A 22,398-nucleotide genomic window follows, 5' to 3' on the forward strand; every position below is an offset into this window, starting at 1 on the left:
GCCCTCATCGGGCGGGGCAGCCCATTTCACCCAAGCATTGCTTACCGCCAGAGATACGCACGGCTGGCAAAGAGGCCCTGCAATTTCGAAAGGCTCCGATTGAAAGGGCCGGGGCGCGGCAGATCGCCTGCGGCGAGCCGGGCCACGATCACTTCAGGCGGGCAGGGCAGGCCAGTTATGGGATCACAGTAGCGCGGGTAGTCAATCAGCGCGGCGTGGATCAGCCCCGAAAGCGCGGGCCGCGCCTTACGCCGTGCAGGCACCTCGCCCAGATCCTGCGTCAGCCCCCAGCCCGCGTAAAATGGCGTGCCAAGGCAGGTGACGGGTACCCCACGCAGCAGCGCTTCGAACCCGAGCAGCGAGGTCATCGTCCAGACCTCCTTAACCTCCTTTAGAAGCGCCACCGGATCAGCCTCCCGCAGCACGGCATCGGCGAGGCGGGCCAGATCGGCCTCCGCCACCGCGCCCTGCCGCAGCCCGGCCTCCACGTCCGGGTGGGGTTTGTAGAGGATCACGGCTTCCGGGTTGGCGGCGCGGGTGGCTTCCAGCAGGGCGAGGTTGCTGGCCACAGTTTGCGTGCCGGTGCGGATCGAGGCGTCATCCTCTACCTGTCCGGGCACAAGGATGCGGTGGCCTTCGGGCAGCGGGGGCAGGGGGGGGGCAGTAAGGTTGTACTTACTGAGCCCGGCCTTCAGGATGCGCGCCTGCAGCGCCTCGGCGCGGGCCACACCTTCCGGGAGGAGCTGTTCTGAGGCCGCGATCAGGCGTTCAAGGCGGCTTTCACGGCGGGGATCGTAGTAGATGCCGAGATCGTCCAGCACCAGCGAGAGCGGCGGGATCAGCTCCGCGCCGAGCCCCTTGGACCGCAGGAAGCCATCCTCCACACGGGCAAGCGGAACCTGCGCGGCATGGGCGGCGCTTTCCAACTCGGGCGTGACCTTCCCGGCCCAGCCCATGAGCGGGCGGTCCAAGGCCTGCGCCTGTGCAAGCGCCTTGTCGGGGGCGCCCTGAAAACGCAGCGAGGCCTGTGTGCCGAAGAAAAGCTGAAAGGGCTTGCGCTTCCAGAGGCGGATCCCTGTGCCGACCCAACCTCGGCGATCCTCGCGCCACGCGCGGGCCAGCGCGGGCAGGGTGGTGAGCACCTCTTCGAGGTCGCAGAGCCTGTCGCCAAAGGGATCGTACCACTTGGGGTACAGCAGCATCACCCCGGCATAGAGCTGCGCGCGGGTGAGCGAACGGCTGCGGCGGGCCACGGGCATGCGATCATCCGTCAGCCCCCAGCCCGCGTAGAAGGGCTGGCCGAACACCACGGGCCTATGCCCGGCATAGATCGCCTCAAACCCCATGAGCGAGGAGACGGTATAGACGGCCACCGCGCCCTCCATCAGCGCCCAGGGCGAGACGGGATCCGAGAGCAGATGCACGCGGGCAGAGGCGTCTCGCGCATCGAAATGGCCTTGCCGGTGGCCTTGCGCCGTTTCGGGGTGCGTCTTGACGTAGACGGGCAGGCCGGGATGTTCGAGCTGCGCGGTGACGAGCATGTCGCGGAAGGTGGCCACATCGGCCCCGCAGGCGGTGAGCGAGGCATCGCCGCGGGTCTGGTCCAGCACCAGCACATAGGGGGCCTCGGGCACCGGCGTGGCCGGGTCGAAAGCGTTGTATTTGGAGAGATGCGCGGCGGCCTGCTGCGCGGCGCAGGCGCGGGCGCGGTCCAGCAGGGCGGTGTCGTCCAGCGGGTGAGTAGCGAGCAGGGTTTCCAGATCGCTGGGGGTGCGGCCGTCGAAATGCACGCCGGTTTGATCCAGCACGAGACCCAGCGGCGGCTCGCCATCGCGCCCCGGTTTGACGGAGCGCAGGAAGGCGTCTTCCACCCGCAGGATCGGGTTGCCCGTGCGCGCCGCCACGCCTTCGCCGCGCGGCGCGGTCGGGCTCTGGCCCCAGACGCCCACAAGGTCGGCCTCGCCGGGTTTTCCCAGCGCCACCTTATTGCCGGACAGCTCAAGAATGCGCCGCACCCGTCGCTGAGTCAGAAAGCCGCCGTTGTAAACGAAAAGCCGCCGGGCGGTGTCCCCCCCGGCGGCTTTGGGATCGTCATAGCCTTGCGGCACGGGCCTAGTTGGCCAGCTGAGAGAGCGAGGCGGTGGTGTTGACCGGCCCGACAACGGCGTTGAAGGTTTTCTGCCAGCGTACGTAGGGCGCTTCGGTCACGTAGACGGTGTCATCCTCGCGGATCACGAAATCCCGCGCCATGAACATGCCGTTGGGCTCTGTCAGGTTCAGCACGTAGACCATGCGCTGCGCGCCCTGCAGATCACTGCGGCCGAGCACGGTGTTGGCGATCTCCGCCGGCTCGTTGCGCATGACGAACACGCCCGTCGGGTCGGCAAGGTTAGAGTTCAGGCCGCCCACGAGCGCCAGCGCCTCGATGGCCGAGATCGTCTGGGTCTCAAAGGGCACGCGGCTCTGGGCCCCTGTTGCGCCAAGCACGGTGAAATCGCGGGTGTCTTCCTCCACCACGATGCGATCGCCGTTGCGCAGGGCGATGTCCATATGGGGGTTCTTGTAGAGATCAGTGAGCCAGATGCGTTCGGTCTTGCCGCCACGGATCACGTTCACCTGCGTGATCTCAAGCTCGGTGGTGATGCCACCGGCCTGTGCGAGCATGCCTGAGAGCGTGCGCGAGGGGCGCTCGATCGGGTAGACACCTTGGCCAGCCACGCCGCCTACGACGGAAACGGTCGAGCCATCGCCCGCGGCACGCGTGATCAGCACCTGCGGGTCGGGGGTTTGGGTATCCAGCTTCTCGGTGATGATCTGGCGCAGGGCTTCGGGCGTGTTGCCTGCGGCCCGCACACGGCCCGCGTAGGGCACGAAGATATGGCCGGAGCCATCCACCTGCACTTCGGCCAGCTGGGTGAAGTTCACGCCTTCCTGCCCCAGAAGCGGCACATCGCTGTTTTCCCAGATCGTCATCGCCAGCGTATCGCCGGGGCTGATCGTGTCAGACCCAAGAACGCCTGCGTTCTGGAAGGATTGCGAGAAGCCAAGGGCCGGGACAAGCGAGGTCGCGCGCGTAACGCGGTCATTGACGGTGATGATGAACGCATCGCCCTGCCGCTGGACGCTGCCTTCGTAGATTTCTTCCTTGTTCGGGCCGGAACGTGGGAGCGTACACCCCACAAGGCTTGCACAAAGCAAGCAGAATGCCGCTGCGCGAGCGACGCTGGACGCCACACTTTTCACGGTTGGGCTCCTCGATTATGAACACTGCCTCAAGTTTTTTTCGTAAACTACGAGAATCCCGTTCTAAAATCCAGTCGCATGAATGTGGCCTTCAGGTGACAACCCGCAACTGTTGCCGAGGAGCCGCTTTGCCGGATTTTAGCGCATCATAGGGATCCTGCGGTGCGAGCATCAGATCCACGATCTGGCGCAACAGCTGCCTGCGCCCCCGGCTGGAGTAGAACCCGCCGGAAACCTGCGACGTTTCCAGAAGGTAGTCGCGATAATCGCGGTAGGCGCGGGTATCGGGCCGCGCCGGCGTGGCGAAAAAATCCGCTAGCGGCTGTGTCGAGACGAACTCGGGCTTGGAGTAGACGGCATCGCCAAAGACTTTCAGCGGCAACCCGCGCCAGAGCACTTGCTGGGCGGCGGTGGAATTGACCGTCACCGCGCTGCGGGCGTGATCCAGCAGCTGGGCCAGCTTGCCGCCGCGCACGTAATGCACGCGGCCCGCCACGCCATGGGCGCGGGCCAGATCCTTCACCTGTTTGCGAATCGGCACTTGCCCGTTTTCCAGCGGATGCGCCTTGAACACGAGGTGATGATGGCCCGGCGCGCCGTCGGCAAAGCCCTCGATCACCAGCGCGAGGAACTCACTCATGGAGGAAAACGGGCTGTGCATCTGGAAGCTGGAGTCATGCTCAAGCTGTAGCAATGCGAGGTGATAGGGAAAGCCGCCCGTCTTGATCTTCGTGGTGGCGATCACGCGATCCGCCCAGAGCGCGGGCATCAGCAGGAGCCTGCGGAAGTAGAGCTGAAATTCGCGGGTGACGGGCAGGGCGCGGTGCGGGCGGAAATTGCGGTACTCGCCGTTTCGCAGCATCACGAAGTAATGGTAGAGCGCGCCGTAGAACACGTGCTGGCGCATGTCACCCCAATGGGCAGGGGCCTCGGGCACATCCACATCCGATTGCGCGAGCGCTTCCTGCATGGACGGGATGCTCATCTCCATCAGGCGCGAATGGCCGTTGCTGCCGCCGCGCTCATAGGTCACCCAGTAGGGGCGCAGGTAGCCTTCCTCGAAGACATGCACGGTGATGCCAAGGCTTTCGGCGATTTCCACCGCCTGCGCATGGATCGGGCGCGTGTCGCCGTAAAGAGCGATGTCCGTGATCTGCTTCTCGGCCAAGATTTGGCGGAAGCGTGCGGGCCATTGCTCCTGACTGTCGCGGAAAGGGATGTAGCTTGCGCCATGGAACCAGAAGGCGCGATCGCCCTGGTTGAAGCCCACCCGCCAGACCTCGGCCCCCGCCAGCCGCAGCATCTTGCCGAGCTGGTGGAAAAAGGGCCCATGCGGCCCCTGCAGGAATAGAAACCTGCGATCGGTGACGAGGTTGCGTCCCATAGTCCCTCACATGATGCGCGGCTGCACCCGCATTGCATCTACACGAAAACATTTACCCAACGGGGAACTCACCCGCCAGAATGAACGCTCAAACTGTCATAAATATGGCGAAACAAGTATATCAATCCTGCATCAATTTTACCGAACCGCTATAAATGCCGTCACGTTGGCCCCGCCCCGCCCCCTTGCGTCACCTGTGGGGAGCCGCTACGTCAGGCGCAGGATTTCGCCCTCAGGAAGGAGCGCCCCATGTTCACGGGTATCATCACCGATGTCGGCCGCATTCTGGAGCTGGAGCAGCGCGGCGATCTGCGCGCGCGCATCGGCACCGCTTATGATGTGTCGGGCGTGGATCTCGGTGCCTCCATCGCCTGCAACGGTGTCTGCCTGACGGTGATCGCCAAGGGCACGGAGCCGCAGAACTGGTTCGACGTGGAGATCAGCGCTGAGAGCGTTGAGAAAACCAACATCGGCACGCAGGGCTCCGAGTGGCTGGTCGGAGGCCGCCTCAATCTGGAACGCGCGCTGAAAGTGGGCGACGAGTTGGGCGGACACATCGTCTCGGGCCATGTGGATGGCGTGGCCGAGATCACCGAGACCCGCGACGAGGGTGACAGCACCCGCTTCACCTTCCGCGCGCCGGAAGCGCTGGCGAAATTCATTGCGCCGAAAGGCTCGGTAGCGCTCAACGGCACCTCGCTCACCGTGAACGAGGTCGAGGGCTGCACCTTCGGCGTCAACATCATCCCGCACACCAAACAGGTCACCATTTGGGGCGCGGCCAAGGCCGGCGACGTGGTGAACCTCGAGATCGACACAATGGCCCGCTACGTGGCGCGGCTTCGCGAATGGGGCACCCAATGAGCGCCGAATTTCATGATGCGATTTCCTCCATCGAGGAGATCATCGAAGACGCCCGCAACGGGCGCATGTTTGTCCTTGTCGACGCCGAGGACCGCGAGAACGAAGGCGATCTCGTGATCCCCGCGCAGATGGCAACGCCGGAAGCGATCAACTTCATGGCCACCCATGGCCGTGGTCTGATCTGCCTCACCCTCACCGAGGATCGCATCGACGCGCTGGGCCTGCCCCTGATGGCAAACTACAACTCCTCGCGCCACGAAACCGCCTTCACCATCTCCATCGAAGCCCGCGAAGGCGTGACCACCGGCATCTCCGCCCATGACCGCGCCCGCACCGTGGCCGTGGCCATCGACGCCGGCAAGACCGGGGCCGACATCGCCACGCCGGGCCATGTCTTCCCGCTGCGCGCGCGCGACGGCGGCGTGCTGGTGCGCGCTGGCCATACCGAAGCCGCGGTGGACATCAGCCGGCTCGCCGGGCTCAACCCCTCTGGCGTGATCTGCGAGATCATGAACGAAGACGGCACCATGGCGCGCCTGCCCGATCTGGTGAGCTTCGCGCAGCTGCACGGGCTCAAGATCGGCACCATCGAGGATCTGATCGCCTACCGCCGCCGCCACGACAACCTCGTGGAAATCTCCTCCGATCACCCGATCACCTCGGAATACGGCGGCGAGTGGCAGATGAAGATCTTCACCGACAAAACCATGGGTGCCGAACACATCGCCCTGATCAAGGGCGACATCACCGCCCCCGGCCCGGTGCTCACCCGCATGCACACGCTCGATCCGCTGCTCGATGTTGTCGGCACGGGCGCGGCCGGGCGGGCTGCTGAGTTCGGCGATGCGATGCGCGAAGTGGCCCGCGAGGGCCGCGGCGTTGTTGTGCTGCTGCGTGATCTGCACATGAAGCTTGAGAAGGACGATGTCGTCACCTCGACCACGCTCAAGCAATACGGGCTTGGTGCCCAGATCCTGAGCAACCTCGGCCTCTCCGAGATCGTGCTGCTCACCAATTCCCCGAAACCCAAGGTCGTCGGGCTGGAGGCTTATGGGCTTTCGATCACCGACACCCGCAAGATCCCGATGGAGCGCGGCTGATGGCTGGTATTTCGCATTACGTTCTGGAGCGCCCGCGCTTTGAGAAGCCGGTGAAACTGCTGGTCGTCGTTTCGCCCTACTACAAGGAAATCGCCGATGATCTGGTGGCCGGTGCCAAGGCCGAGATCGAGGCCGTGGGCGGCAGCTGGGAGCTGATCGAAGTCCCCGGCGCGCTGGAGATCCCCACCGCCATCGGCATCGCCGACAGGCAGGCGAATTTCGACGGTTACGTGGCGCTGGGCTGCGTGATCCGCGGCGAAACCACCCATTACGAAACCGTCTGCAACGACAGCTCCCGCGCGATCCAGCTTCTGGGCCTGCAGGGCCTGTGCATCGGCAACGGTATCCTGACCGTCGAGAACGAAGCGCAGGCCATCGTGCGCGCGGCCACCGATCAGCAAAACAAAGGCGGCGGCGCGGCGGCTGCGGCCTTGCATCTGATCGCGCTTTCGCGCAAATGGGGCGCCCAGACCAAAGGCATCGGATTCCGCCCGCAAAGCGAGGAGATCCGCATCGCCGAGCAAAGCAGCGGATCCAAACCAGCATGAGCGCCAAATCCGATCAGAAACGCCAGATGAAATCCGCCGCCCGGCTCTATGCCGTGCAGGCGCTGTTTCAGATGGAAAGCGCCGGGCAGACCGCCGAGAAGGTGATGCGCGAGTTCGAAGATCACCGCTTTGGTGCCGTCTATGAAGAGGGTGAAATGGCGGAAGGCGATCTCAGCCATTTCCGCTTCCTGATGGACAATGCCGTCAACTACCAGGCCAAGATCGACCAGATGACGGACCGCGCCCTCGTGGCGAAATGGCCGATCGACCGGATCGACCCCACCCTGCGCGCGCTCTTCCGCGCCGCCGGGGCCGAGCTCACCAAGGGCGACACCCCGCCACGCGTCGCGATCACCGAATTTGTCGACGTGGCCAAAGCTTTCTACCCGGAAGGCCGCGAGCCGAAGTTCGTCAACGCCGTGCTCGATCACATGGCCCGCGAAGCCAAGCCCGAAGCTTTCTGAAGGGGCGCCCCTCCCGGGCCCCCACTTTGTTCCCCAAATATCCCCGCCGGAGGCATGAAACCGGCGCCGCCTGCGGCGCCTTGCGCCCTTGGCAGACAAGCGCGATGGCCTATCCTCTATCAGCGTTACCCGTTGCCGGAGGTTCCCATGCCCGCCCTTGTGCGCCTGTATATCACCCATTCCCTGATCGGTTTCGGCATCGCCGCGCTCTTCGTGGCGATCCTGCTCTGGTTCAACGTGGCCAACCTCTGGCATCTCGTCACCCATTCCGACATCGGCTGGATGGCGGTGGCGCTCATGGTGCTCTTTAACGGGATCGTCTTTTCCGGCGTGCAATTCGGCATCGCCATCATGCGCATGGCCGATGAGGACGATGACACCGGCGGCAAGCGCGATGCGCTGCCGCTCATGGCGCCAAATCCCGTGCCGGTGCCGGTGGAGACGCGTCAGAAGCGGTAAAGTGGCGGGCCCGCAAACGCAGCCGTAGAGGTTGACGAATTCCCGAGGACCTGTGTGAACAGGTGGGCGCCAGATAACGCGGCCAGGACCGTGCCAGAGCCAGCTCCCTCGGATTTGCTTAAGGCCACCGGAATTGAACCTATGTTTACGAGAAGGGCAGCACCCGCCGCTGATCTACATAGGGTGCGCGCGCTGCTTTGCCAAGCGCCTGCAGATCACGGAAGCAGGCGCAGATCGGCAAAAGCGTTTCGCAGCGTCTGAAACACATCCAGATTGAACCGCACAAGGGTGCGATCCTCGCGCGCCCACACGGACGACAGCAGGCATTTCACCATGGCCCAGCCCGCGAGCCGTTCGGCCTCCAGCCCGGTGGTGCGGGCAAAAAGCTCCAGTCGGCCAGCCTGACACGCCGGCATCAGCCGGCCTTCAAACCCCTTCGGGTTGCGAAAGGCATTGGCAAGTTCAAAGGCCGGATCGCCCCAAAGCCCCTTCGGATCGATCGCCACGCAGCCCGCATCCGTTCGGATGACGTTGTCATGGTGCAGATCGCCGTGCAGCAGGTGGGGCGTGGGGGCGGTGTCCAACAGATGGCGGGCCAGGGCTTTCGCCGTCTTTAGGGCGGCAACATCTTCCGGCTGCCACCACGCTTGCGGCTCATAGGCCCACAGGGCCTTGCACCAACTGGCGTGATCGGGGAAATCGGCTTGCTCCGGTGTGCGGCGGGAAAGCAGGCGCTGGGCCAGTTCGGCGAGTTCGAGATCCGCGAGGCGATCGGCCCCTTGCCGACAGATGTCACCAAGGGCGGGGCCTTCCAGCCATTCCAGCAGAACGATCCCCGGCTCATGCGCAAGGCAGCGCACAACGCCGGGCCCTTTCATGGCCTCAAGCCAATGCGGCGCACGCCCCTCGTTGCGCGAATTCCTCGCCTTGAACAGTTTAAGCGCGGCAGGCCCCCAGCGGCTTTGGACCCGGTAGACATCCGCAATATCCGTCCGGGCCACATGCTTTGGAGATTGGATGCCCCAATCGCGGGGCAGCTCCGGGAGGGAGGGGATCAGGGCTGTCATGGCACATTGATCCGAGCACGCGGGGGCAGGCGCTGTCAATTTGGTTCCGGGGCAGGCAGCGCGCAGGCGGCAGAAGCGAAGCCCTTGCCTTTTGTTCACCTATTGTTCATGGTTTGCCCATGAGTGATCTGTCCGATCTTTCCGGTGCGCCCGAGTTGCAGCCGGGCCAACTGCTGGCCCGCGGTGTCTGTCGCCACCTGCGCCACCATGATTTCGTGGCGATCGAGGAATTCGTGCCTGATCGCGGCCTGCGGGTGGATGTGATGGCGCTGGGCCCGAAAGGCGAGATCTGGGTGGTGGAATGCAAATCCAGCCGCGCCGACTACCAGAGCGATTCCAAGTGGCAGGGCTATCTGGACTGGTGCGACCGCTATTTCTGGGCGGTGGATGCCGATTTCCCTACGGATCTGCTGCCACAGGAAACCGGGCTGATCATCGCCGATGCCTATGACGCGGAGATCCTGCGGCTGGGGCCCGAAAGCAAACTGGCCGCGCCCCGGCGCAAGGTGCTGACGCATAAATTCGCCCGCCACGCCGCGCGGCGGCTGCAGGCGTTCCGCGATCCGGGCGTCAGCGCCCTTTTCGGGCCTTGACGGCTTCCGCGGCGGCGCGGATTTCCTCGGCGATCTCGATGGCTTCCTCAGGCTCGAAATCCATCGGGATTTCCACGCCGTCGGCCTCGATGTAAATGCGCACCATGCCCAGCGAGGTGGGGCCGATCTGCATGTTGGCAGAAATGTCGCTTTCGCTGTTGATCCCCATCGGGCGATCTCCTTTGTCTGGTCTGCCCGGAGGTACTGCTTTCGCTGCCGCCACGCAAGGGTGCCGAGCTTTGCCGCTTTCTTGAACTGACAGCGAAAAACCCGTAGACTCGCTCTTGCATTCGCCGGACAGCGGCGATACATGAGCCCCCGTGCCGCCTTAGCTCAGTTGGTTAGAGCGCTTGATTGTGGATCAAGAGGTCCCCCGTTCGAGCCGGGGAGGTGGTACCACCCTCACTTCTTTTTTGGCGTGCCCCTGCGGCTGAAGCAGTGTGAGTCGCGCCCGATTCTCCCGATCCTTTCCACGCCGGTGTTTCAACACCCCCACTGCGCGCACAGTCTGCTTGGAAATCCAGCCCGCCGCCGATTTCAGAAGCACTGTCTTTTGCGAAATCCGCCGCCTATCCCACGGTCGAAAATCCGATATTTCACGCCATCTTGGCCTGTTCCGATGGGCTATAGGCCGATTTGGGCCTAGCGCCGCCGGGGCTGCGACGCGGCCTTGGCGCGGCCTGAAATTTGCCGCGCGTCATCGAATGAGTTGCAAAGTCTTTAGGCAGTTGTTTTAGTCAGAGCTGAAAAGAGAGCGCTTGCAAGCGCCACGCAAGACAGGGAGCCCACAGTGGCCACATCCGAAGCGGATAGCGCGTTCGTCGTCTTCGACCGCGTGCAGAAAAGCTATGACGGGGAAACACTCGTCGTCAAAGATCTCAATCTTTCCATCGGCAAGGGGGAATTCCTGACGATGCTCGGGCCGTCGGGCTCCGGCAAGACGACCTGCCTGATGATGCTCGCCGGGTTTGAAACCGCCACCCATGGCGAGATCCTGCTCGATGGCAAGCCGATCAACAACATCCCGCCGCACAAGCGCGGCATCGGCATGGTGTTCCAGAACTACGCCCTCTTCCCGCATATGACGGTGAACGAGAACCTCGCCTTCCCGCTGGAAGTGCGCGGCATGGGCAAGGACGAACGCGAGGCCAAGGTCAAGCGCGCGCTCGAAATGGTGCAGATGGGCGCCTTCGGCAACCGCCGCCCGGCGCAGCTTTCGGGCGGCCAGCAGCAGCGGATCGCTCTGGCCCGTGCGCTGGTGTTCGACCCGGCGCTGGTGCTGATGGACGAACCCCTTGGCGCGCTCGACAAGCAGCTGCGCGAACATATGCAATACGAGATCAAGCACCTGCACGAAAACCTCGGGATCACCGTGGTTTACGTGACGCACGATCAGTCCGAAGCGCTCACCATGTCCGATCGCGTGGCGGTGTTTGACGATGGCATCATCCAGCAACTCGCCCCGCCCGAAGAGCTCTATGAGCAGCCGAAAAACAGCTTTGTGGCCCAGTTCATCGGCGAGAACAACAAGCTTTCCGGCAAGGTCACCGCGATTGAAGGCGATATCGCCACGGTGCAGCTTGCCGATGGCGAAAGCTGCACCGCGCTTGCGGTGAATTGCGGTGGTGTGGGCAGCGATACCCTGATCTCCGTGCGCCCGGAACGCGTGAGCGTGGATGCGGGGCAGGGGCCCAACAGTACCGAGGCCACCGTGCAAGAGCTGATCTACCTCGGCGATCACATCCGCTGCCGGCTCACCGTGCATGGCAACAGCGAATTCGTGGTGAAAGTGCCCAACTCCGCCGGGCACAGCCACCTGAACGTGGGCGAAACCACGCGGGTCCAATGGCTCGCGGAGGATGCCCGCGCCCTCGACGCAGGCTGACCCATTTCCAGCCTTCGGCCGCTGGCCGTGCCGAAAGGTGCGGCCCACGGCAAAACCATAAGACCAAGTACCAACATGGGAGATACATGATGAAAAAGACACTGGTCCTGACCACGGCCCTGACGAGCCTCGCCTATGGCGCAAGCGCGCAGGAAGTCACCGTGATGTCCTGGGGGGGCGCTTACACGAAGTCCCAGGTCGAAGCCTACCACAAGCCCTTCACCGCCGAGACGGGCATCAGCATCAACTCCGTTGACGCCGACAACCCCGCCACGCCGATCAAGGCGCAGGTGGAAGCCGGCAACGTGACGGTCGACGTCGCCGACGTGGAATTCTCCGACGCCGTGCGCCTCTGCGACGAAGGCCTGCTGGAAGAGATCGATCTCTCCATGCTGCCCGCCGCCCCGGATGGCACTCCGGCCGCGGATGACTTCATCGAAGGCGCGCTGCAGGATTGCGCCGTGGCCAACATCGTGTGGTCCACGGTCTACGCCTACAACACCGCCAACGTCGAAGGCACGCCGATGACGATGGCGGACTTCTTCGACACCGAGAAGTTCCCGGGCAAGCGCGGCCTGCGCAAATCCGCCAAGGCGACGCTGGAAATGGCCCTGATGGGCGATGGCGTGCCGGCCGGCGAGGTCTATGACCTGCTGGAAACCGACGAGGGTGTGGACCGCGCCTTCGCCAAGCTCGACGAGATCAAGGGCGACATCGTCTGGTGGGAAGCCGGCGCCCAGCCGCCGCAGCTTCTGGCTGATGGCGAGGTGGTGATGTCCACCGCTTACAACGGCCGGATCTTCAACGCCGCCGTGGGTGAAGGCCAGCCCTTCGAGATCGTCTGGGACGGCCAGATCCTCGACTTCGACCTCTTCGTGGTGCCGAAAGGCGCGCCCAACAAGGACGAAGCCATGAAGTTCATCGCCTTCTCCACCGACACCCAGCGCCTCGCCGATCAGGCCTCCTGGATCTCCTATGGTCCGGCCCGGAAATCCTCCGGTGCGCTCGTCGGCCTCTACTCCGACGGCAAAACCGAGATGGCACCGCATATGCCGACGGCCGCCGACAACCTCGGCAATGCGCTCGTGAACAACTTCGAGTTCTGGGTCGATCGTGACGCCGAACTGAACGAGCGTTTCAACGCCTGGCTCGCCAACTAAGCCTTTTTCGGGCGGCCCTCCCACGGGGGGCCGCCCGCTTCTTTCCGCAGGATACGCCCCATGGCCGACACCACCGCCCCCCTCACCACGGCTGACGGCAAACCGTTGAAAGCCGCGCTCGCCTCGGCACAAGCCAAGGCCCGCCGCCGCGCGTTTTTCCTCGTTCTGCCGCTTCTGGCCTTCGTCCTGCTCACTTTCGTGGCCCCGATCACCCAGATGCTGCACCGCTCGGTGCACAACCCCGGTTTCACCACCCACAAAGATATCGGCTCCGGGGTAGAGACCCCGATCATGGTGAACCTGCGCGCATGGTTTGATGAAAACCCGGCCGGCACCGAACCCGATGAGGCCGCCTACGAGGCGCTGGCGCAGGATCTCGTTCTGCTGCGCGAGCTGAAAGCGCCGGGCAACGTGGGCACGCGGATCAACTACGAACGCGCCGGTTCGCGTTCCATGTTCACCAAGGCCGCCCGCAGCGCCGCAAAGCTGGAGCCGCCCTACAAGGAGGCCATCCTTGATCTCGATGAGGATTGGGCCGATCCTGAGCTCTGGCAGGTGATGCGCGGGGCCTCCTCGGCCTATACGGTCAACTTCTACCTCGCTGCGCTCGATCTGGCCCGCGATGCGGATGGCTCGGTCGTCTCGGTCGATGAAAACCGGCAGGTCTATGTGAAGCTCTTCACGCGCACGCTACTGCTGTCGCTGCTGATTACCTTCCTGTGCTTCCTGCTGGCCTACCCGATCGCGCACCTGCTGGCGACGCTGCCCTTGCGCCACTCCAACCTCCTGATGATCTTCGTGCTCCTGCCCTTCTGGACATCGCTTCTGGTGCGCACCACAAGCTGGATCGTGCTCTTGCAAAGCCAGGGCGTGGTGAACGACAGCCTCGTCGCCACCGGCCTGCTGGACGACGACAACCGCATCCAGATGATCTACAACCAGACCGGCACGATCATCGCCATGACGCATATCCTGCTGCCTTTCATGGTGCTGCCGCTCTACTCGGTGATGCGCCCGATCAACCCCTCCTACGTGCGCGCCGCGCGCAGCCTCGGCGCCACCAGCTGGACGGCCTTCCGCCGGATCTACTTCCCGCAAACCGTGCCCGGTATCGGCGCGGGCGCTCTCCTCGTCTTCATCCTCGCCGTGGGTTACTACATTACGCCCGCCCTGGTGGGGGGGGCCGATGGGCAGCTGATCTCCAACCTCATCGCCTTCCACATGACGAAATCGCTGAACTGGTCGCTCGCTGCGGCGCTGGCGGCGATCCTGCTGGGCGGCATCCTCGTGCTCTACTGGCTCTACGACCGCCTCGTGGGCATCGACAACCTGAAACTCGGCTGAGGGGGAACACCGCCATGCATCTTCCTCTCGCCGGAAATACCTCGGGGGTGCGGGGGCAGAGCCCCCGCTTCGAAACTGTGGTGCGGGGGCAGAGCCCCCGCCCTGATCTGAACAGAAAGCGCAGCTGATGGCTCTTCCCAACCACGCTTCCACCCTCGAACGTGTCTGGCACTACGCCTATCTCGTGATCTGCGGGCTGATCTTCCTGTTCCTGATCGCCCCGATCCTCGTGGTGATCCCGCTCTCCTTCAACGCCGAGCCCTATTTCACCTTCACCGAGAAGATGCTGGCGCTCGATCCCACCGGCTATTCCACCCGCTGGTACGATCTGCTGCTGACCTTCGGCATGGAGAACCCGGACGCCGCCCGCGATGGCAGCTGGTGGTCGGACGCCTGGGAGAATGCCGCCTGGATCAGCGCGGCGAAGAACTCGGTGATCATCGGCTTCTTCTCCACCATCCTCGCGACCTTCCTCGGCACGCTCGCCGCCCTTGGCCTGAGCCGCCCGGAGATGCCCTTCCGCCGCGCGATCATGGCGATCCTGATCTCGCCGATGATCGTGCCGATCATCATCACCGCCACCGGGCTCTTCTTCTTCTACTCCATGACGGGGCTTGCGAACTCCTACTTGGGTGTGATCATGGCCCACGCCACGCTGGGCATTCCTTTCGTCATCATCACCGTGACAGCCACGCTCGTGGGGTTTGACCACTCGCTCACCCGCGCCGCCGCGAGCCTTGGTGCGAACCCGACGACCTCCTTCTTCAAGATCACCATGCCGCTGATCCTGCCCGGCGTGATCTCCGGTGCGCTTTTTGCCTTCGTGACGTCCTTTGACGAAGTCGTCGTGGTGCTCTTCGTGGCCGCTCATGATCAGCAGACAATCCCGCGCCAGATGTGGAACGGTATCCGCGAGCAGATCAGCCCGGCGATCCTCTCGGTGGCCACGATCCTCGTGCTGGTCTCCATCGCCCTGCTGACCACGGTCGAACTGCTGCGCCGCCGCTCGGAGAAGTTGCGCGGGGTTGCGCCGCAGTAAATAGGGCGAAGGCGAGCAAGTCCAAGACTGATTGCACGTCGTTCCAAGGTATCGCCCGGCGGCACGCCGGGCAGCCCCCGTCCGCCCCCCTCGGGCGGGGGCTTCACCCCCACCCGGCGGATCGGGGCCGCCCTTAGCGCGGACCACAGCGGGCCGTTTCAATGCAGTCTCAAGGTCGAGAAGAGGGGGGCTATGTCCCCAGCAGCGCAAGCCACACCCAAGCCGTGAGGATCGTGCCTGCCGTGCCCAGCAGCACCGCGCTGGCGGCCACCCGTTTGCCCACCCCGTAGAGATTGGCAAAGACATAGGCGTTCACCCCCGGTGCCATGGCGGATGTCAGGATAGCGGAGCGGAAGGCGGCCTCGTTCAACCCGCTGGCCGTGCCGAAGATCCAGACGAGCGAGGGGTGCAGGATGAGCGAGACCGCCACCACGAAACAGATCGTGCGCAGATCGCCTTCCGGGCGGTAGCGGTAGAGCACGCCACCGAGCGAGAACAGCGCCGCAGGCAGGGCTGCGCGCACCATGAGATCCAGCGCATCCGTCACCACGCCGGGCAGGGGCACATGGGCGAGGTTCACCACGAACCCGAGCGCAATCGCGATCACCAGTGCGTTGGAGAACATCGCTTTCAGCACCCGCAGTGGCACTCTCGCAAGCGATCCGCCCCGGTTGCGCGCCAGCTCCATCACCGTGATCCCGAGCCCGTAGCAGAAGGGCGAATGCAGCGCGACGATGGCGAAGTTCGCCTCCAGCGCCTCCGGCCCGTAGGCGCGTTCGGTGATCGGCAGGCCCAGCAGCACGGAGTTTGAGAAGAGGCAGCAGAAGCCGATGGCGACGCTGTCTTCCCACGGGCGATTGAACAGCAGCCGCGCCCCCGCGATGCCCACGGCAAAACAGAGCGCCGCCGCGCCGTAGAAGCTGCCGAGCAAGGCCAGATCGAAGCCCGCCGAAAGATCCAGCGTCGAGATAGCGCGAAACAGCAGGCAGGGGATGGCGAAGTTCTGGGTGAATTTGACGATGCCGTCGATGGCCTCGTCCGAAAGCTTCTTGCGCCAGACCGCGAGGTAGCCGAAGCCGATCACGAAGAAGACCGGCAGGATGACCTCGATCAGCGCCTGCATCTGCTAGACCGCAAACCGCAAGGTGAGCCCGTCGTAGGCGGGCTGGATGTGATCCTCGGTCTCCGCCAGCACCGTGGCGTAATCCAGATCGATGTGCATGTTCGTCAGCACCCCCTGTTTCGCCCCGCTGCGGGCGATCCACTCAAGGGCAGTGTCCAGATGGATATGGGTCGGGTGCGGGGTGCGGCGCAGGGCGTCCAGAATGAAGCACTCAAGGCCCTGAAGCCTGGCCCAGTTCTCCTCCGGCATTTCGCTCACATCGGGCAGGTAGGCCACATCGCCGATGCGGAAGCCAAGGGCGTCGATGCTGCCGTGGCGCACGCGGAAGGGGGAAAGCGTGATCACCCCGCCGTCTCCTGCAATCACCACATCGCCGTCGATGGAATGCAGATCGAGGATCGGCGGGTAGGGGGAGCCCGCGGGCTGCACGAAAGCATAGCCGAAGCGCGAGATCAGATCGTTCTGCGTGTCGCCATCGGCCCAGACGGGCAGGCGCTGGCGGGTGTTGAACACCACCTGCCGCAGGTCATCGAGCCCGTGTACGTGATCGGCGTGGGAATGGGTAAACACAACCGCATCCAGCGTGCCGGCTCCGGCGTCGATCAACTGCTGGCGCATATCGGGCGAAGTGTCGATCAGCACCCGCGTCACACCGCCTTCGGCCTCACGCTCGATAAGAAGCGAGCAGCGGCTGCGGCGGTTTTTAGGGTTCTCAGGGTCGCAATCGCCCCAGTTGCCGCCAATGCGCGGCACGCCGCCCGAGGAGCCGCAGCCGAGGATGCGAAAGCGGATCTCCCCCATCAGGCGGCCTGCGCCGCTTTGGCGGCTTTGGTGAAGAGCCGGTCGAAATTGGCGCAGGTTTGCGCGGCGAAATCCGCATAGCTCAGGCCGAAAATCTCAGCCCCCACTTTAGCGGTGTGGATGGAATATCCCGGCTCGTTGCGTTTGCCGCGATAGGGCTGTGGCGCGAGATAGGGCGCGTCCGTTTCCACGAGGATGCGTTCCACCGGGGCGCTGGCGAAGATGTCGCGCAGCTCCTGGCTTTTCTTGAAGGTCGCGATGCCCGACATGGAGAGGTAAAAGCCCAGATCAAGCGCCGCTTCCGCCAGCGCGCGGCTGGAAGAAAAGCAGTGCATCACGCAGGTATAGACCCCGGCGGCATGTTCCTCGCTCAGGATGCGCGCCATGTCCTCATCCGCCGCACGGGCGTGGATGATCAGGGGCAGGCCGGTTTGCCGTGCGGCCTCGATATGGATGCGCAAGCTGTCCTGCTGCACGGCCTTGCTCTCGGCGGTATAGTGGTAATCCAGCCCCGACTCGCCGATGCCGACGAATTTGGGATGCTGCGCCAGCGCGACCAGCTCTTCGACCGTGGCCAGCGGTTCATCTGCGGCGCTCATCGGGTGGGTGCCTGCGGCGTAGTAGACGGGCGCAAAGCGCTCCGCGATGGCGCGCACCTGCGGCTCAAGGCGCAGGCGGGTGCAGATGGTGACCATGCGGCTCACCCCGGCCTCAACGGCGCGCTCCACCACCTGCGGCAGTTCCTCGGCGAAATCGGGGAAATCGAGGTGGCAGTGGCTGTCGACGATCTGGGGAACTGCTGTCATGGCGGCCTTTGTCAGGCGGCCGTGCGCGCCGCCGTTTCATTGATCTTGAAGACCATATCAAGCAGAAGCGCGGCAGGGTCAAGGTTGACGGCCCGCCCATGGCGCACCCGCGCGCCAAGGCTCTGCTGCAGCTCGGCCCAGCGGCGGCCTGCCTGCGGATTTGGCGCCATGCGCGCGAGCAGCGCGGCCTCGCCGGGGGCGGCCTCCACGGCGGGCGGGCCGATCACACCGGCGCGCGCGGCGCGGGCGAGAAAGAGATCGAGCAGATCGAACAGCAGCGCCTGCTGCGCCTCCTTGCCCTTGCCCAACGTGCTTTCCGAAAGCGCGATGGCCAGTTGTCGATCCACGCGGGGCAGGCCGGTGAACAGCTTCACGATGGCCCCGTAAAGGGCGAGCCCGTCGTGGTGCAGCAGTTGCAGCGCCTCGCCCACGGAGCCCGCAGACAATTCGGCTAGCGCCTCAGGCGAGGGCACCTCGGCCTCCCCGGCCTGCGCCAGCGCCTGCGCGATGGTCTCTGGCGGCAGGGCACGGCAGCGCAACTCGCGGCAGCGAGAGCGGATCGTGGGCAGAAGGCGTGAGGGCTGGTGGCTGATCAGCAGCAGCACCGCGCCCGCCGGGGGCTCTTCGAGCTGTTTCAGCAGGGCGTTGGCGGCGTTGACGTTCAACTCGTCGGCAGAATCCACGATCACCACGCGCCGTCCGCCATCCGCCGAGGATAGGCCAAAGAAGCTGCGCATCTTGCGCACCTCATCCACCGTGATTTCCTGCCGTAGAGCGCCGGTTTTCTCGTTCACCGGGCGTTTGAGCGAAAACAGCCCGCCTTCCGCGCCGGAGAGCAGGCGGCGCGCAACCGGGTGATCGGCTGGAATGTCGAGCGTTTCGGGCGCAGGGGGCGCATCGCCGAACAACCCGCCGCTGTCGGCCTTGGGTGTGGCCAGCAGGAAACGGGCGATCTTCCACGCCAACGTCGCCTTGCCCACGCCCTTGGGGCCGGTGATCAGCCAGGCATGGTGCAGGCGGCCGGTGTTGAACGCGTCCAGAAAGGCGGCTTCGGCCTCGGATTGGCCGAGCAAGGTGGCGGTTTCGCGCGGGTGCGGCGCGCCTTCGATCCGATCGGGTTCCGGGGGCGGGGTGTCGCTCATGGCAGGCGGGCTTTCACGGCGGCAAAGACCTGCTCCGCCACGGTATCCGGCGTCGCGTCGCCGTCGATCACGGCAAAGCGGGGCGCAAATTCCGCCGCCAACTCGAGGAAGCCTGCGCGCATCTTTTGCTGCAGCTCCAGCCCGAAGTCCTCGAACCGCTCTTCCGCCGTCTGCCGGGCCTTGGCGCGGGACAGCCCCTTGGCCGGGTCCATGTCGATCAGCACGGTGAGATCCGGCTCGCGGCCAATCATCAGGCTGTGCAGCGCATCCACCGTGCCGCGCAGATCGCCCCGGCTGATGCCCTGATACATGCGCGTGCTGTCAGCGAAACGGTCGCAGAGCACGATCTTGCCCTCGGCCAGGGCGGGCTGGATCGTGCGCTCAAGGTGATCGCGGCGGGCGGCGGTGAACAGCAGGATTTCCGTCTCGGCGGACCAACGGTCCGGATCGCCTTCCAGAACCAGACGGCGGATTTCCTCGGCCCCCGGCGAGCCGCCGGGTTCGCGCGTCAGCACCACCGCGTGGCCTTCAGCCTCAAGCCGTGCGGCCAGCAGGCGGGCCTGCGTGGATTTGCCGGATCCGTCGATCCCTTCGAAGGAAATGAACATCCTGCGGGTTATAGGCCGGAAGCCAGAGTGTCCGCCTGGGCTTCCCCCATCACCTGTCGGTACAGCACCTGCGCCGCGGCCCTCAGGCGCGGCAGGAAGCCTCCACGAGCCACGTCACGATCCGCCACCAGCGGAATGCGCGCATCGGGCATGCCTTCGAGCTGCACCACAAGCGTGCCGATCTCATCGCCCTTCGCGATGGGGGCTTCGAGCGGGGATTTATGCTCCACCGTGGCCGTCAGATCACCGTGGGACAGCGCGGGCACCAGCAGCGTGGCATCCGCGGTCGGCACGAGCCCGACGGACGGGGACGCGCCCATCCACACCTTGGCAGACGCGACTTGCGTTCCGGCGGTGGCCACGGTTTTCTCCACGAACTGGCGGAAGGCCCAGCTCACCACGCGCTCGGCCTCTTCGGCACGCGCGCGTTCACTGTCGAGCCCGGTGATCACGAAGGTCACGCGGCGGCTGCCTTGCTTGGCGGAGCCGACAAGCCCGTAACCGGCTTCCTGCGTGTGGCCCGTTTTCAGCCCATCCGCGCCGATGCCGAGCTTCAGCAGCGGGTTGCGGTTGAAGCGGTTGTCGGGCGAGCGGCCATCGAAGGGGAACTCGGTCTGCGCGAAATAGGGGTAATACTCGGGGAAGTCGTTGATCAGCCGCTGGGCCAGAACGCCCAGATCATGCATCGACATGCGCTGCGAGGGGTGCGGCCAGCCCGAGGCATTGGCGAAGGTGGAGTTCGTCATGCCGAGCGCCTGCGCGCGGGCGTTCATCTGGGTGGCAAAGGTGGCTTCCGATCCCGCCAGCCCTTCGGCCACTACGACACAGGCGTCATTGCCCGATTGCACGATGATGCCGAGGATCAGTTCTTCCACGGTGGGGCGATCGCGCTCGTTCAGGAACATGGTGGAGCCGCCCATCGCCTTGGCGCGGGAAGAAACAGGAAAGCGCGTCTCCATCGTCACGCGGCCATCCTTGAGCGCCTCAAACAGCATGTTCAGCGTCATCAGCTTGGACATGGAGGCCGGCGGCAGCGCCACATCGGCGCGTTTCTCCAGAAGCACGGTGCCGGTGGTCTGGTCGATCACATAGGCCGCCGTGGCCGCTGTCTCGAAGGAGAAGGCGGGCAGGGGCAGAGCAAGGATCATTGCGGTGGCGGCGGCTTTCAGCATCTGGCGCATCTTTGTCTCCGGTTCGCGTTAGCTGGACACGAAATAGGCATCCTCGAAGCCGAGCCCCTGCACTTTCTTCAAAAGCACGTTGCGGTCGGATTTCGAGCTGGCCGGGCCAACGATGACCCGCCAGAAGGTTTTGCCTGCGGTGGTCTGTTTCTTAACGGTCGGGATCACCCCGTGCTGGCGCATCGCCTCGGCGGTGCCCTTGGCGTTGTCCTCCACGGAGAAGATGCCGATCTGCACGTAGGGTTTGTCGAGCTTGCTGGTGGTCGTCGGCTTGGGGGCCGGGGCCGGGACCGGGGCGGCAGCGGCAGGCGCTGCGGCCTCGCTGGCTTCCACAGCGGCGATGGCGGCGCCGGCAACGGCGATCGGATCTTCCAGCGTCTGCGATTCAATCTGGTCGGGTGCATCCAGCTGCGCCGTGGCGGTGGCTTCGGGCTCCACCGGCACCTCTTCCTTGCGCAGCGCGGTGACGTTCAGGCTCACGGGCTGGCCGGCCAGCATGCCAAGCGCCTCGGCGGCATCGGAGGAGACCTGGAACACCGGGCCCGGCGTCTCGCGTTCGCGGCGGAACAGCGCGCCGATCACGAATTTTCCGTTGTCCTCGTTGCGGATGATCACGCGTTCTGGATCCTTGCTGTCGGGGTGGGCCACCCAGACGCCGCCCAGCGAGGGGCGGCCGTCCCACAGGCCTTTCTCCGTCTGTTGGAACACATCCGGCGCCTCGACATCGCGTTCCACGATCTTGACCGAGGTCGCGGTGGAGGTGGTGGAGGCTTCGGGATCGTCATCGCCACCGAAGGGGTTGATTTTGGTGGCCTCGTTGCAGCCTGCCACGGCCAATGCACATAGAACGGCCGCGATGGCCGTGCTCCGCTTGACTGCTGTCATGGTGTTGCCCTTTTCCTCTCGCCTCGCGCCTGCCGGGGCGCCCCTCGTTTCGCGGGGGCATGCCGTTCGCGCCGGTTTTACCGTCTTTGCGGCGCAGTGTAGCGGTTTGGCAAGGGTATGGGAAGTGGATCGGCGGCATCCGGCCGAGCCGATCACGCGGAAGTTTGCGGTTTCAGAATCAACCCGGCCCCGCTAGGAGTTCTCGGCACCGGAGAGGTGGCAGAGTGGTCGAATGCGGCGGTCTTGAAAACCGTTGAGCGTGTGAGCGTTCCCTGGGTTCGAATCCCAGTCTCTCCGCCACCATCACCATTGCGAAACATCGAACGCCCCCGGTCAGCGCCGGAATTTTCCCTGTTTTCAAAGGGGTTTGCGGACTGAGTCCGAACCTCTGAGACGGGCCTGACCCCCGGTTTCGGTCTCTGAACCGCCCCGGGTCTCTGGTCGCGCGAACCTCGCGTAATTCGGTTCGCTGTGATTTTCGCAAGCGTTTTCAATGACCTGAGTTTCAACCCCGCCAAAACTTCGTCCCCTGTTTCCAATGCCTACGAGGGAAACATGCCCCGAACCAACAGGAGGCGTAGTGGCTGGGGCTGGTGGCAGATTGGTTCGCAAGAATGACGGCGCATGGCGGTGTGTCACTGGCCAGCGCCCTGATCCTCGCACATCGCCGCGCGGCCATGAAAATGCCGCCGGTTTCGCGCG

At 64.7% G+C, this 22,398-nt stretch carries 22 protein-coding genes and 2 tRNA genes; 12 read left to right on the plus strand and 12 right to left on the minus strand.

The features are described 5' to 3' along the window. Positions 1-41 precede the first annotated feature (41 nt). The 3 genes from KVX96_RS04460 to KVX96_RS04470 all read right to left on the minus strand — a co-directional run bounded on the left by KVX96_RS04460 (position 42) and on the right by KVX96_RS04470 (position 4,627). On the minus strand, positions 42-2,108 hold the full coding sequence (locus tag KVX96_RS04460; protein WP_261193072.1) for a capsular polysaccharide biosynthesis protein: 2,067 nt from the start codon (positions 2,106-2,108) through the stop codon (positions 42-44). A 4-nt stretch (positions 2,109-2,112) separates the two neighbouring features. Further along, positions 2,113-3,180 (minus strand): polysaccharide biosynthesis/export family protein, encoded by a 1,068-nt coding sequence (locus tag KVX96_RS04465; protein ID WP_261193073.1) that lies wholly within the window; start codon positions 3,178-3,180, stop codon positions 2,113-2,115. A 154-nt stretch (positions 3,181-3,334) separates the two neighbouring features. Further along, on the minus strand, positions 3,335-4,627 hold the full coding sequence (locus KVX96_RS04470; RefSeq protein ID WP_261193075.1) for a capsule biosynthesis protein: 1,293 nt from the start codon (positions 4,625-4,627) through the stop codon (positions 3,335-3,337). Between the two features lie 249 nt (positions 4,628-4,876). Between KVX96_RS04470 and KVX96_RS04475 the strand changes: the two genes are divergently transcribed. The 5 genes from KVX96_RS04475 (at position 4,877) to KVX96_RS04495 (ending at position 8,062) form a co-directional block, all read left to right on the plus strand. Next, positions 4,877-5,491 (plus strand): riboflavin synthase, encoded by a 615-nt coding sequence (locus tag KVX96_RS04475; RefSeq protein WP_261193077.1) that lies wholly within the window; start codon positions 4,877-4,879, stop codon positions 5,489-5,491. Then, a complete protein-coding gene (gene ribB / locus KVX96_RS04480) occupies positions 5,488-6,591 on the plus strand; it encodes a 3,4-dihydroxy-2-butanone-4-phosphate synthase (RefSeq protein ID WP_261193079.1) in 1,104 nt (367 codons plus the stop codon). Before KVX96_RS04475 ends, ribB begins: the two co-directional genes overlap by 4 nt. After that, positions 6,591-7,139, plus strand: coding sequence for a 6,7-dimethyl-8-ribityllumazine synthase (locus tag KVX96_RS04485; protein WP_261193081.1), 549 nt, complete (start codon positions 6,591-6,593; stop codon positions 7,137-7,139). The genes ribB and KVX96_RS04485 overlap by 1 nt, the downstream gene beginning before the upstream one ends. Then, positions 7,136-7,603, plus strand: a complete 468-nt coding sequence (gene nusB, locus KVX96_RS04490; RefSeq protein WP_261193083.1) for a transcription antitermination factor NusB — start codon at positions 7,136-7,138, stop codon at positions 7,601-7,603. The genes KVX96_RS04485 and nusB overlap by 4 nt, the downstream gene beginning before the upstream one ends. A gap of 147 nt (positions 7,604-7,750) precedes the next feature. Continuing rightward, positions 7,751-8,062, plus strand: a complete 312-nt coding sequence (locus KVX96_RS04495; RefSeq protein WP_261193085.1) for a hypothetical protein — start codon at positions 7,751-7,753, stop codon at positions 8,060-8,062. A 215-nt stretch (positions 8,063-8,277) separates the two neighbouring features. On the opposite strand, the gene KVX96_RS04500 is transcribed toward KVX96_RS04495, so the two are convergent. Next, positions 8,278-9,129 (minus strand): aminoglycoside phosphotransferase family protein, encoded by an 852-nt coding sequence (locus KVX96_RS04500; RefSeq protein WP_261193086.1) that lies wholly within the window; start codon positions 9,127-9,129, stop codon positions 8,278-8,280. A gap of 119 nt (positions 9,130-9,248) precedes the next feature. Here KVX96_RS04500 and KVX96_RS04505 point away from each other — a divergent pair, with 119 nt between their 5' ends. After that, positions 9,249-9,722 carry an MmcB family DNA repair protein gene (locus KVX96_RS04505; RefSeq protein WP_261193087.1) on the plus strand — a complete coding sequence of 158 codons (474 nt, stop codon included), beginning with the start codon at positions 9,249-9,251 and terminating at the stop codon, positions 9,720-9,722. Here KVX96_RS04505 and KVX96_RS04510 read toward each other — a convergent pair. After that, on the minus strand, positions 9,700-9,891 hold the full coding sequence (locus tag KVX96_RS04510) for a DUF6324 family protein (RefSeq protein WP_261193088.1): 192 nt from the start codon (positions 9,889-9,891) through the stop codon (positions 9,700-9,702). The two genes, KVX96_RS04505 and KVX96_RS04510, sit on opposite strands and share 23 nt — an antisense overlap. Before the next feature lie 153 nt (positions 9,892-10,044). Between KVX96_RS04510 and KVX96_RS04515 the strand changes: the two genes are divergently transcribed. The 5 genes from KVX96_RS04515 (at position 10,045) to KVX96_RS04535 (ending at position 15,150) form a co-directional block, all read left to right on the plus strand. Further along, positions 10,045-10,121, plus strand: a tRNA-His gene (locus KVX96_RS04515). A 391-nt stretch (positions 10,122-10,512) separates the two neighbouring features. Next, a complete protein-coding gene (locus KVX96_RS04520; protein ID WP_261193089.1) occupies positions 10,513-11,607 on the plus strand; it encodes an ABC transporter ATP-binding protein in 1,095 nt (364 codons plus the stop codon). 89 nt (positions 11,608-11,696) lie between these two features. Further along, positions 11,697-12,767, plus strand: a complete 1,071-nt coding sequence (locus KVX96_RS04525) for an ABC transporter substrate-binding protein (protein ID WP_261193090.1) — start codon at positions 11,697-11,699, stop codon at positions 12,765-12,767. 60 nt (positions 12,768-12,827) lie between these two features. Continuing rightward, a complete protein-coding gene (locus KVX96_RS04530; RefSeq protein ID WP_261193091.1) occupies positions 12,828-14,111 on the plus strand; it encodes an ABC transporter permease in 1,284 nt (427 codons plus the stop codon). Between the two features lie 127 nt (positions 14,112-14,238). Beyond that, a complete protein-coding gene (locus tag KVX96_RS04535; RefSeq protein ID WP_261193092.1) occupies positions 14,239-15,150 on the plus strand; it encodes an ABC transporter permease in 912 nt (303 codons plus the stop codon). 190 nt (positions 15,151-15,340) lie between these two features. On the opposite strand, the gene KVX96_RS04540 is transcribed toward KVX96_RS04535, so the two are convergent. From KVX96_RS04540 to KVX96_RS04570, 7 genes are read right to left on the minus strand one after another with little or no spacing between them, the layout of a single operon-like run. After that, the gene (locus KVX96_RS04540; RefSeq protein WP_261193093.1) at positions 15,341-16,273 is read right to left on the minus strand and encodes an AEC family transporter; all 933 of its coding nucleotides are present in this window, start codon (positions 16,271-16,273) and stop codon (positions 15,341-15,343) included. A 3-nt stretch (positions 16,274-16,276) separates the two neighbouring features. Continuing rightward, positions 16,277-17,074 (minus strand): MBL fold metallo-hydrolase, encoded by a 798-nt coding sequence (locus KVX96_RS04545; RefSeq protein WP_261193094.1) that lies wholly within the window; start codon positions 17,072-17,074, stop codon positions 16,277-16,279. Beyond that, positions 17,074-17,880 carry a TatD family hydrolase gene (locus KVX96_RS04550; protein ID WP_261193095.1) on the minus strand — a complete coding sequence of 269 codons (807 nt, stop codon included), beginning with the start codon at positions 17,878-17,880 and terminating at the stop codon, positions 17,074-17,076. The genes KVX96_RS04545 and KVX96_RS04550 overlap by 1 nt, the downstream gene beginning before the upstream one ends. A gap of 11 nt (positions 17,881-17,891) precedes the next feature. After that, entirely contained in the window at positions 17,892-19,022 is a 1,131-nt protein-coding gene (locus KVX96_RS04555) for a DNA polymerase III subunit delta' (RefSeq protein WP_261193097.1), read from the minus strand. After that, positions 19,019-19,630: a dTMP kinase gene (tmk, locus tag KVX96_RS04560; RefSeq protein ID WP_261193098.1), complete on the minus strand. Its 612-nt coding sequence runs from the start codon at positions 19,628-19,630 to the stop codon at positions 19,019-19,021. The genes KVX96_RS04555 and tmk overlap by 4 nt, the downstream gene beginning before the upstream one ends. A gap of 8 nt (positions 19,631-19,638) precedes the next feature. Then, on the minus strand, positions 19,639-20,811 hold the full coding sequence (locus KVX96_RS04565; RefSeq protein WP_409977081.1) for a D-alanyl-D-alanine carboxypeptidase family protein: 1,173 nt from the start codon (positions 20,809-20,811) through the stop codon (positions 19,639-19,641). Between the two features lie 18 nt (positions 20,812-20,829). After that, entirely contained in the window at positions 20,830-21,696 is an 867-nt protein-coding gene (locus KVX96_RS04570; protein ID WP_261193100.1) for an SPOR domain-containing protein, read from the minus strand. Positions 21,697-21,906: 210 nt separating this feature from the next. Between KVX96_RS04570 and KVX96_RS04575 the strand changes: the two genes are divergently transcribed. After that, a tRNA-Ser gene (locus tag KVX96_RS04575) sits at positions 21,907-21,996 on the plus strand. Positions 21,997-22,398: the final 402 nt, after the last annotated feature.

The organism is Pseudoruegeria sp. SHC-113, assembly GCF_025376885.1.
Lineage (GTDB): Bacteria > Pseudomonadota > Alphaproteobacteria > Rhodobacterales > Rhodobacteraceae > Pseudoruegeria.

Excerpts from the sequence above, each read along its gene's own strand:
- ribB (WP_261193079.1), top strand. The coding sequence starts at position 5,488 with ATGAGCGCCGAATTTCATGATGCGATTTCCTCCATCGAGGAGATCATC.
- KVX96_RS04555 (WP_261193097.1), bottom strand. The coding sequence starts at position 19,022 with ATGAGCGACACCCCGCCCCCGGAACCCGATCGGATCGAAGGCGCGCCG.
- KVX96_RS04525 (WP_261193090.1), top strand. The coding sequence starts at position 11,697 with ATGAAAAAGACACTGGTCCTGACCACGGCCCTGACGAGCCTCGCCTAT.
- KVX96_RS04510 (WP_261193088.1), bottom strand. The coding sequence starts at position 9,891 with ATGGGGATCAACAGCGAAAGCGACATTTCTGCCAACATGCAGATCGGC.
- KVX96_RS04475 (WP_261193077.1), top strand. The coding sequence starts at position 4,877 with ATGTTCACGGGTATCATCACCGATGTCGGCCGCATTCTGGAGCTGGAG.
- tmk (WP_261193098.1), bottom strand. The coding sequence starts at position 19,630 with ATGTTCATTTCCTTCGAAGGGATCGACGGATCCGGCAAATCCACGCAG.
- KVX96_RS04500 (WP_261193086.1), bottom strand. The coding sequence starts at position 9,129 with ATGACAGCCCTGATCCCCTCCCTCCCGGAGCTGCCCCGCGATTGGGGC.
- nusB (WP_261193083.1), top strand. The coding sequence starts at position 7,136 with ATGAGCGCCAAATCCGATCAGAAACGCCAGATGAAATCCGCCGCCCGG.
- KVX96_RS04535 (WP_261193092.1), top strand. The coding sequence starts at position 14,239 with ATGGCTCTTCCCAACCACGCTTCCACCCTCGAACGTGTCTGGCACTAC.
- KVX96_RS04530 (WP_261193091.1), top strand. The coding sequence starts at position 12,828 with ATGGCCGACACCACCGCCCCCCTCACCACGGCTGACGGCAAACCGTTG.
- KVX96_RS04540 (WP_261193093.1), bottom strand. The coding sequence starts at position 16,273 with ATGCAGGCGCTGATCGAGGTCATCCTGCCGGTCTTCTTCGTGATCGGC.
- KVX96_RS04545 (WP_261193094.1), bottom strand. The coding sequence starts at position 17,074 with ATGGGGGAGATCCGCTTTCGCATCCTCGGCTGCGGCTCCTCGGGCGGC.
- KVX96_RS04470 (WP_261193075.1), bottom strand. The coding sequence starts at position 4,627 with ATGGGACGCAACCTCGTCACCGATCGCAGGTTTCTATTCCTGCAGGGG.
- KVX96_RS04570 (WP_261193100.1), bottom strand. The coding sequence starts at position 21,696 with ATGACAGCAGTCAAGCGGAGCACGGCCATCGCGGCCGTTCTATGTGCA.
- KVX96_RS04485 (WP_261193081.1), top strand. The coding sequence starts at position 6,591 with ATGGCTGGTATTTCGCATTACGTTCTGGAGCGCCCGCGCTTTGAGAAG.
- KVX96_RS04505 (WP_261193087.1), top strand. The coding sequence starts at position 9,249 with ATGAGTGATCTGTCCGATCTTTCCGGTGCGCCCGAGTTGCAGCCGGGC.
- KVX96_RS04550 (WP_261193095.1), bottom strand. The coding sequence starts at position 17,880 with ATGACAGCAGTTCCCCAGATCGTCGACAGCCACTGCCACCTCGATTTC.
- KVX96_RS04565 (WP_409977081.1), bottom strand. The coding sequence starts at position 20,811 with ATGCGCCAGATGCTGAAAGCCGCCGCCACCGCAATGATCCTTGCTCTG.
- KVX96_RS04495 (WP_261193085.1), top strand. The coding sequence starts at position 7,751 with ATGCCCGCCCTTGTGCGCCTGTATATCACCCATTCCCTGATCGGTTTC.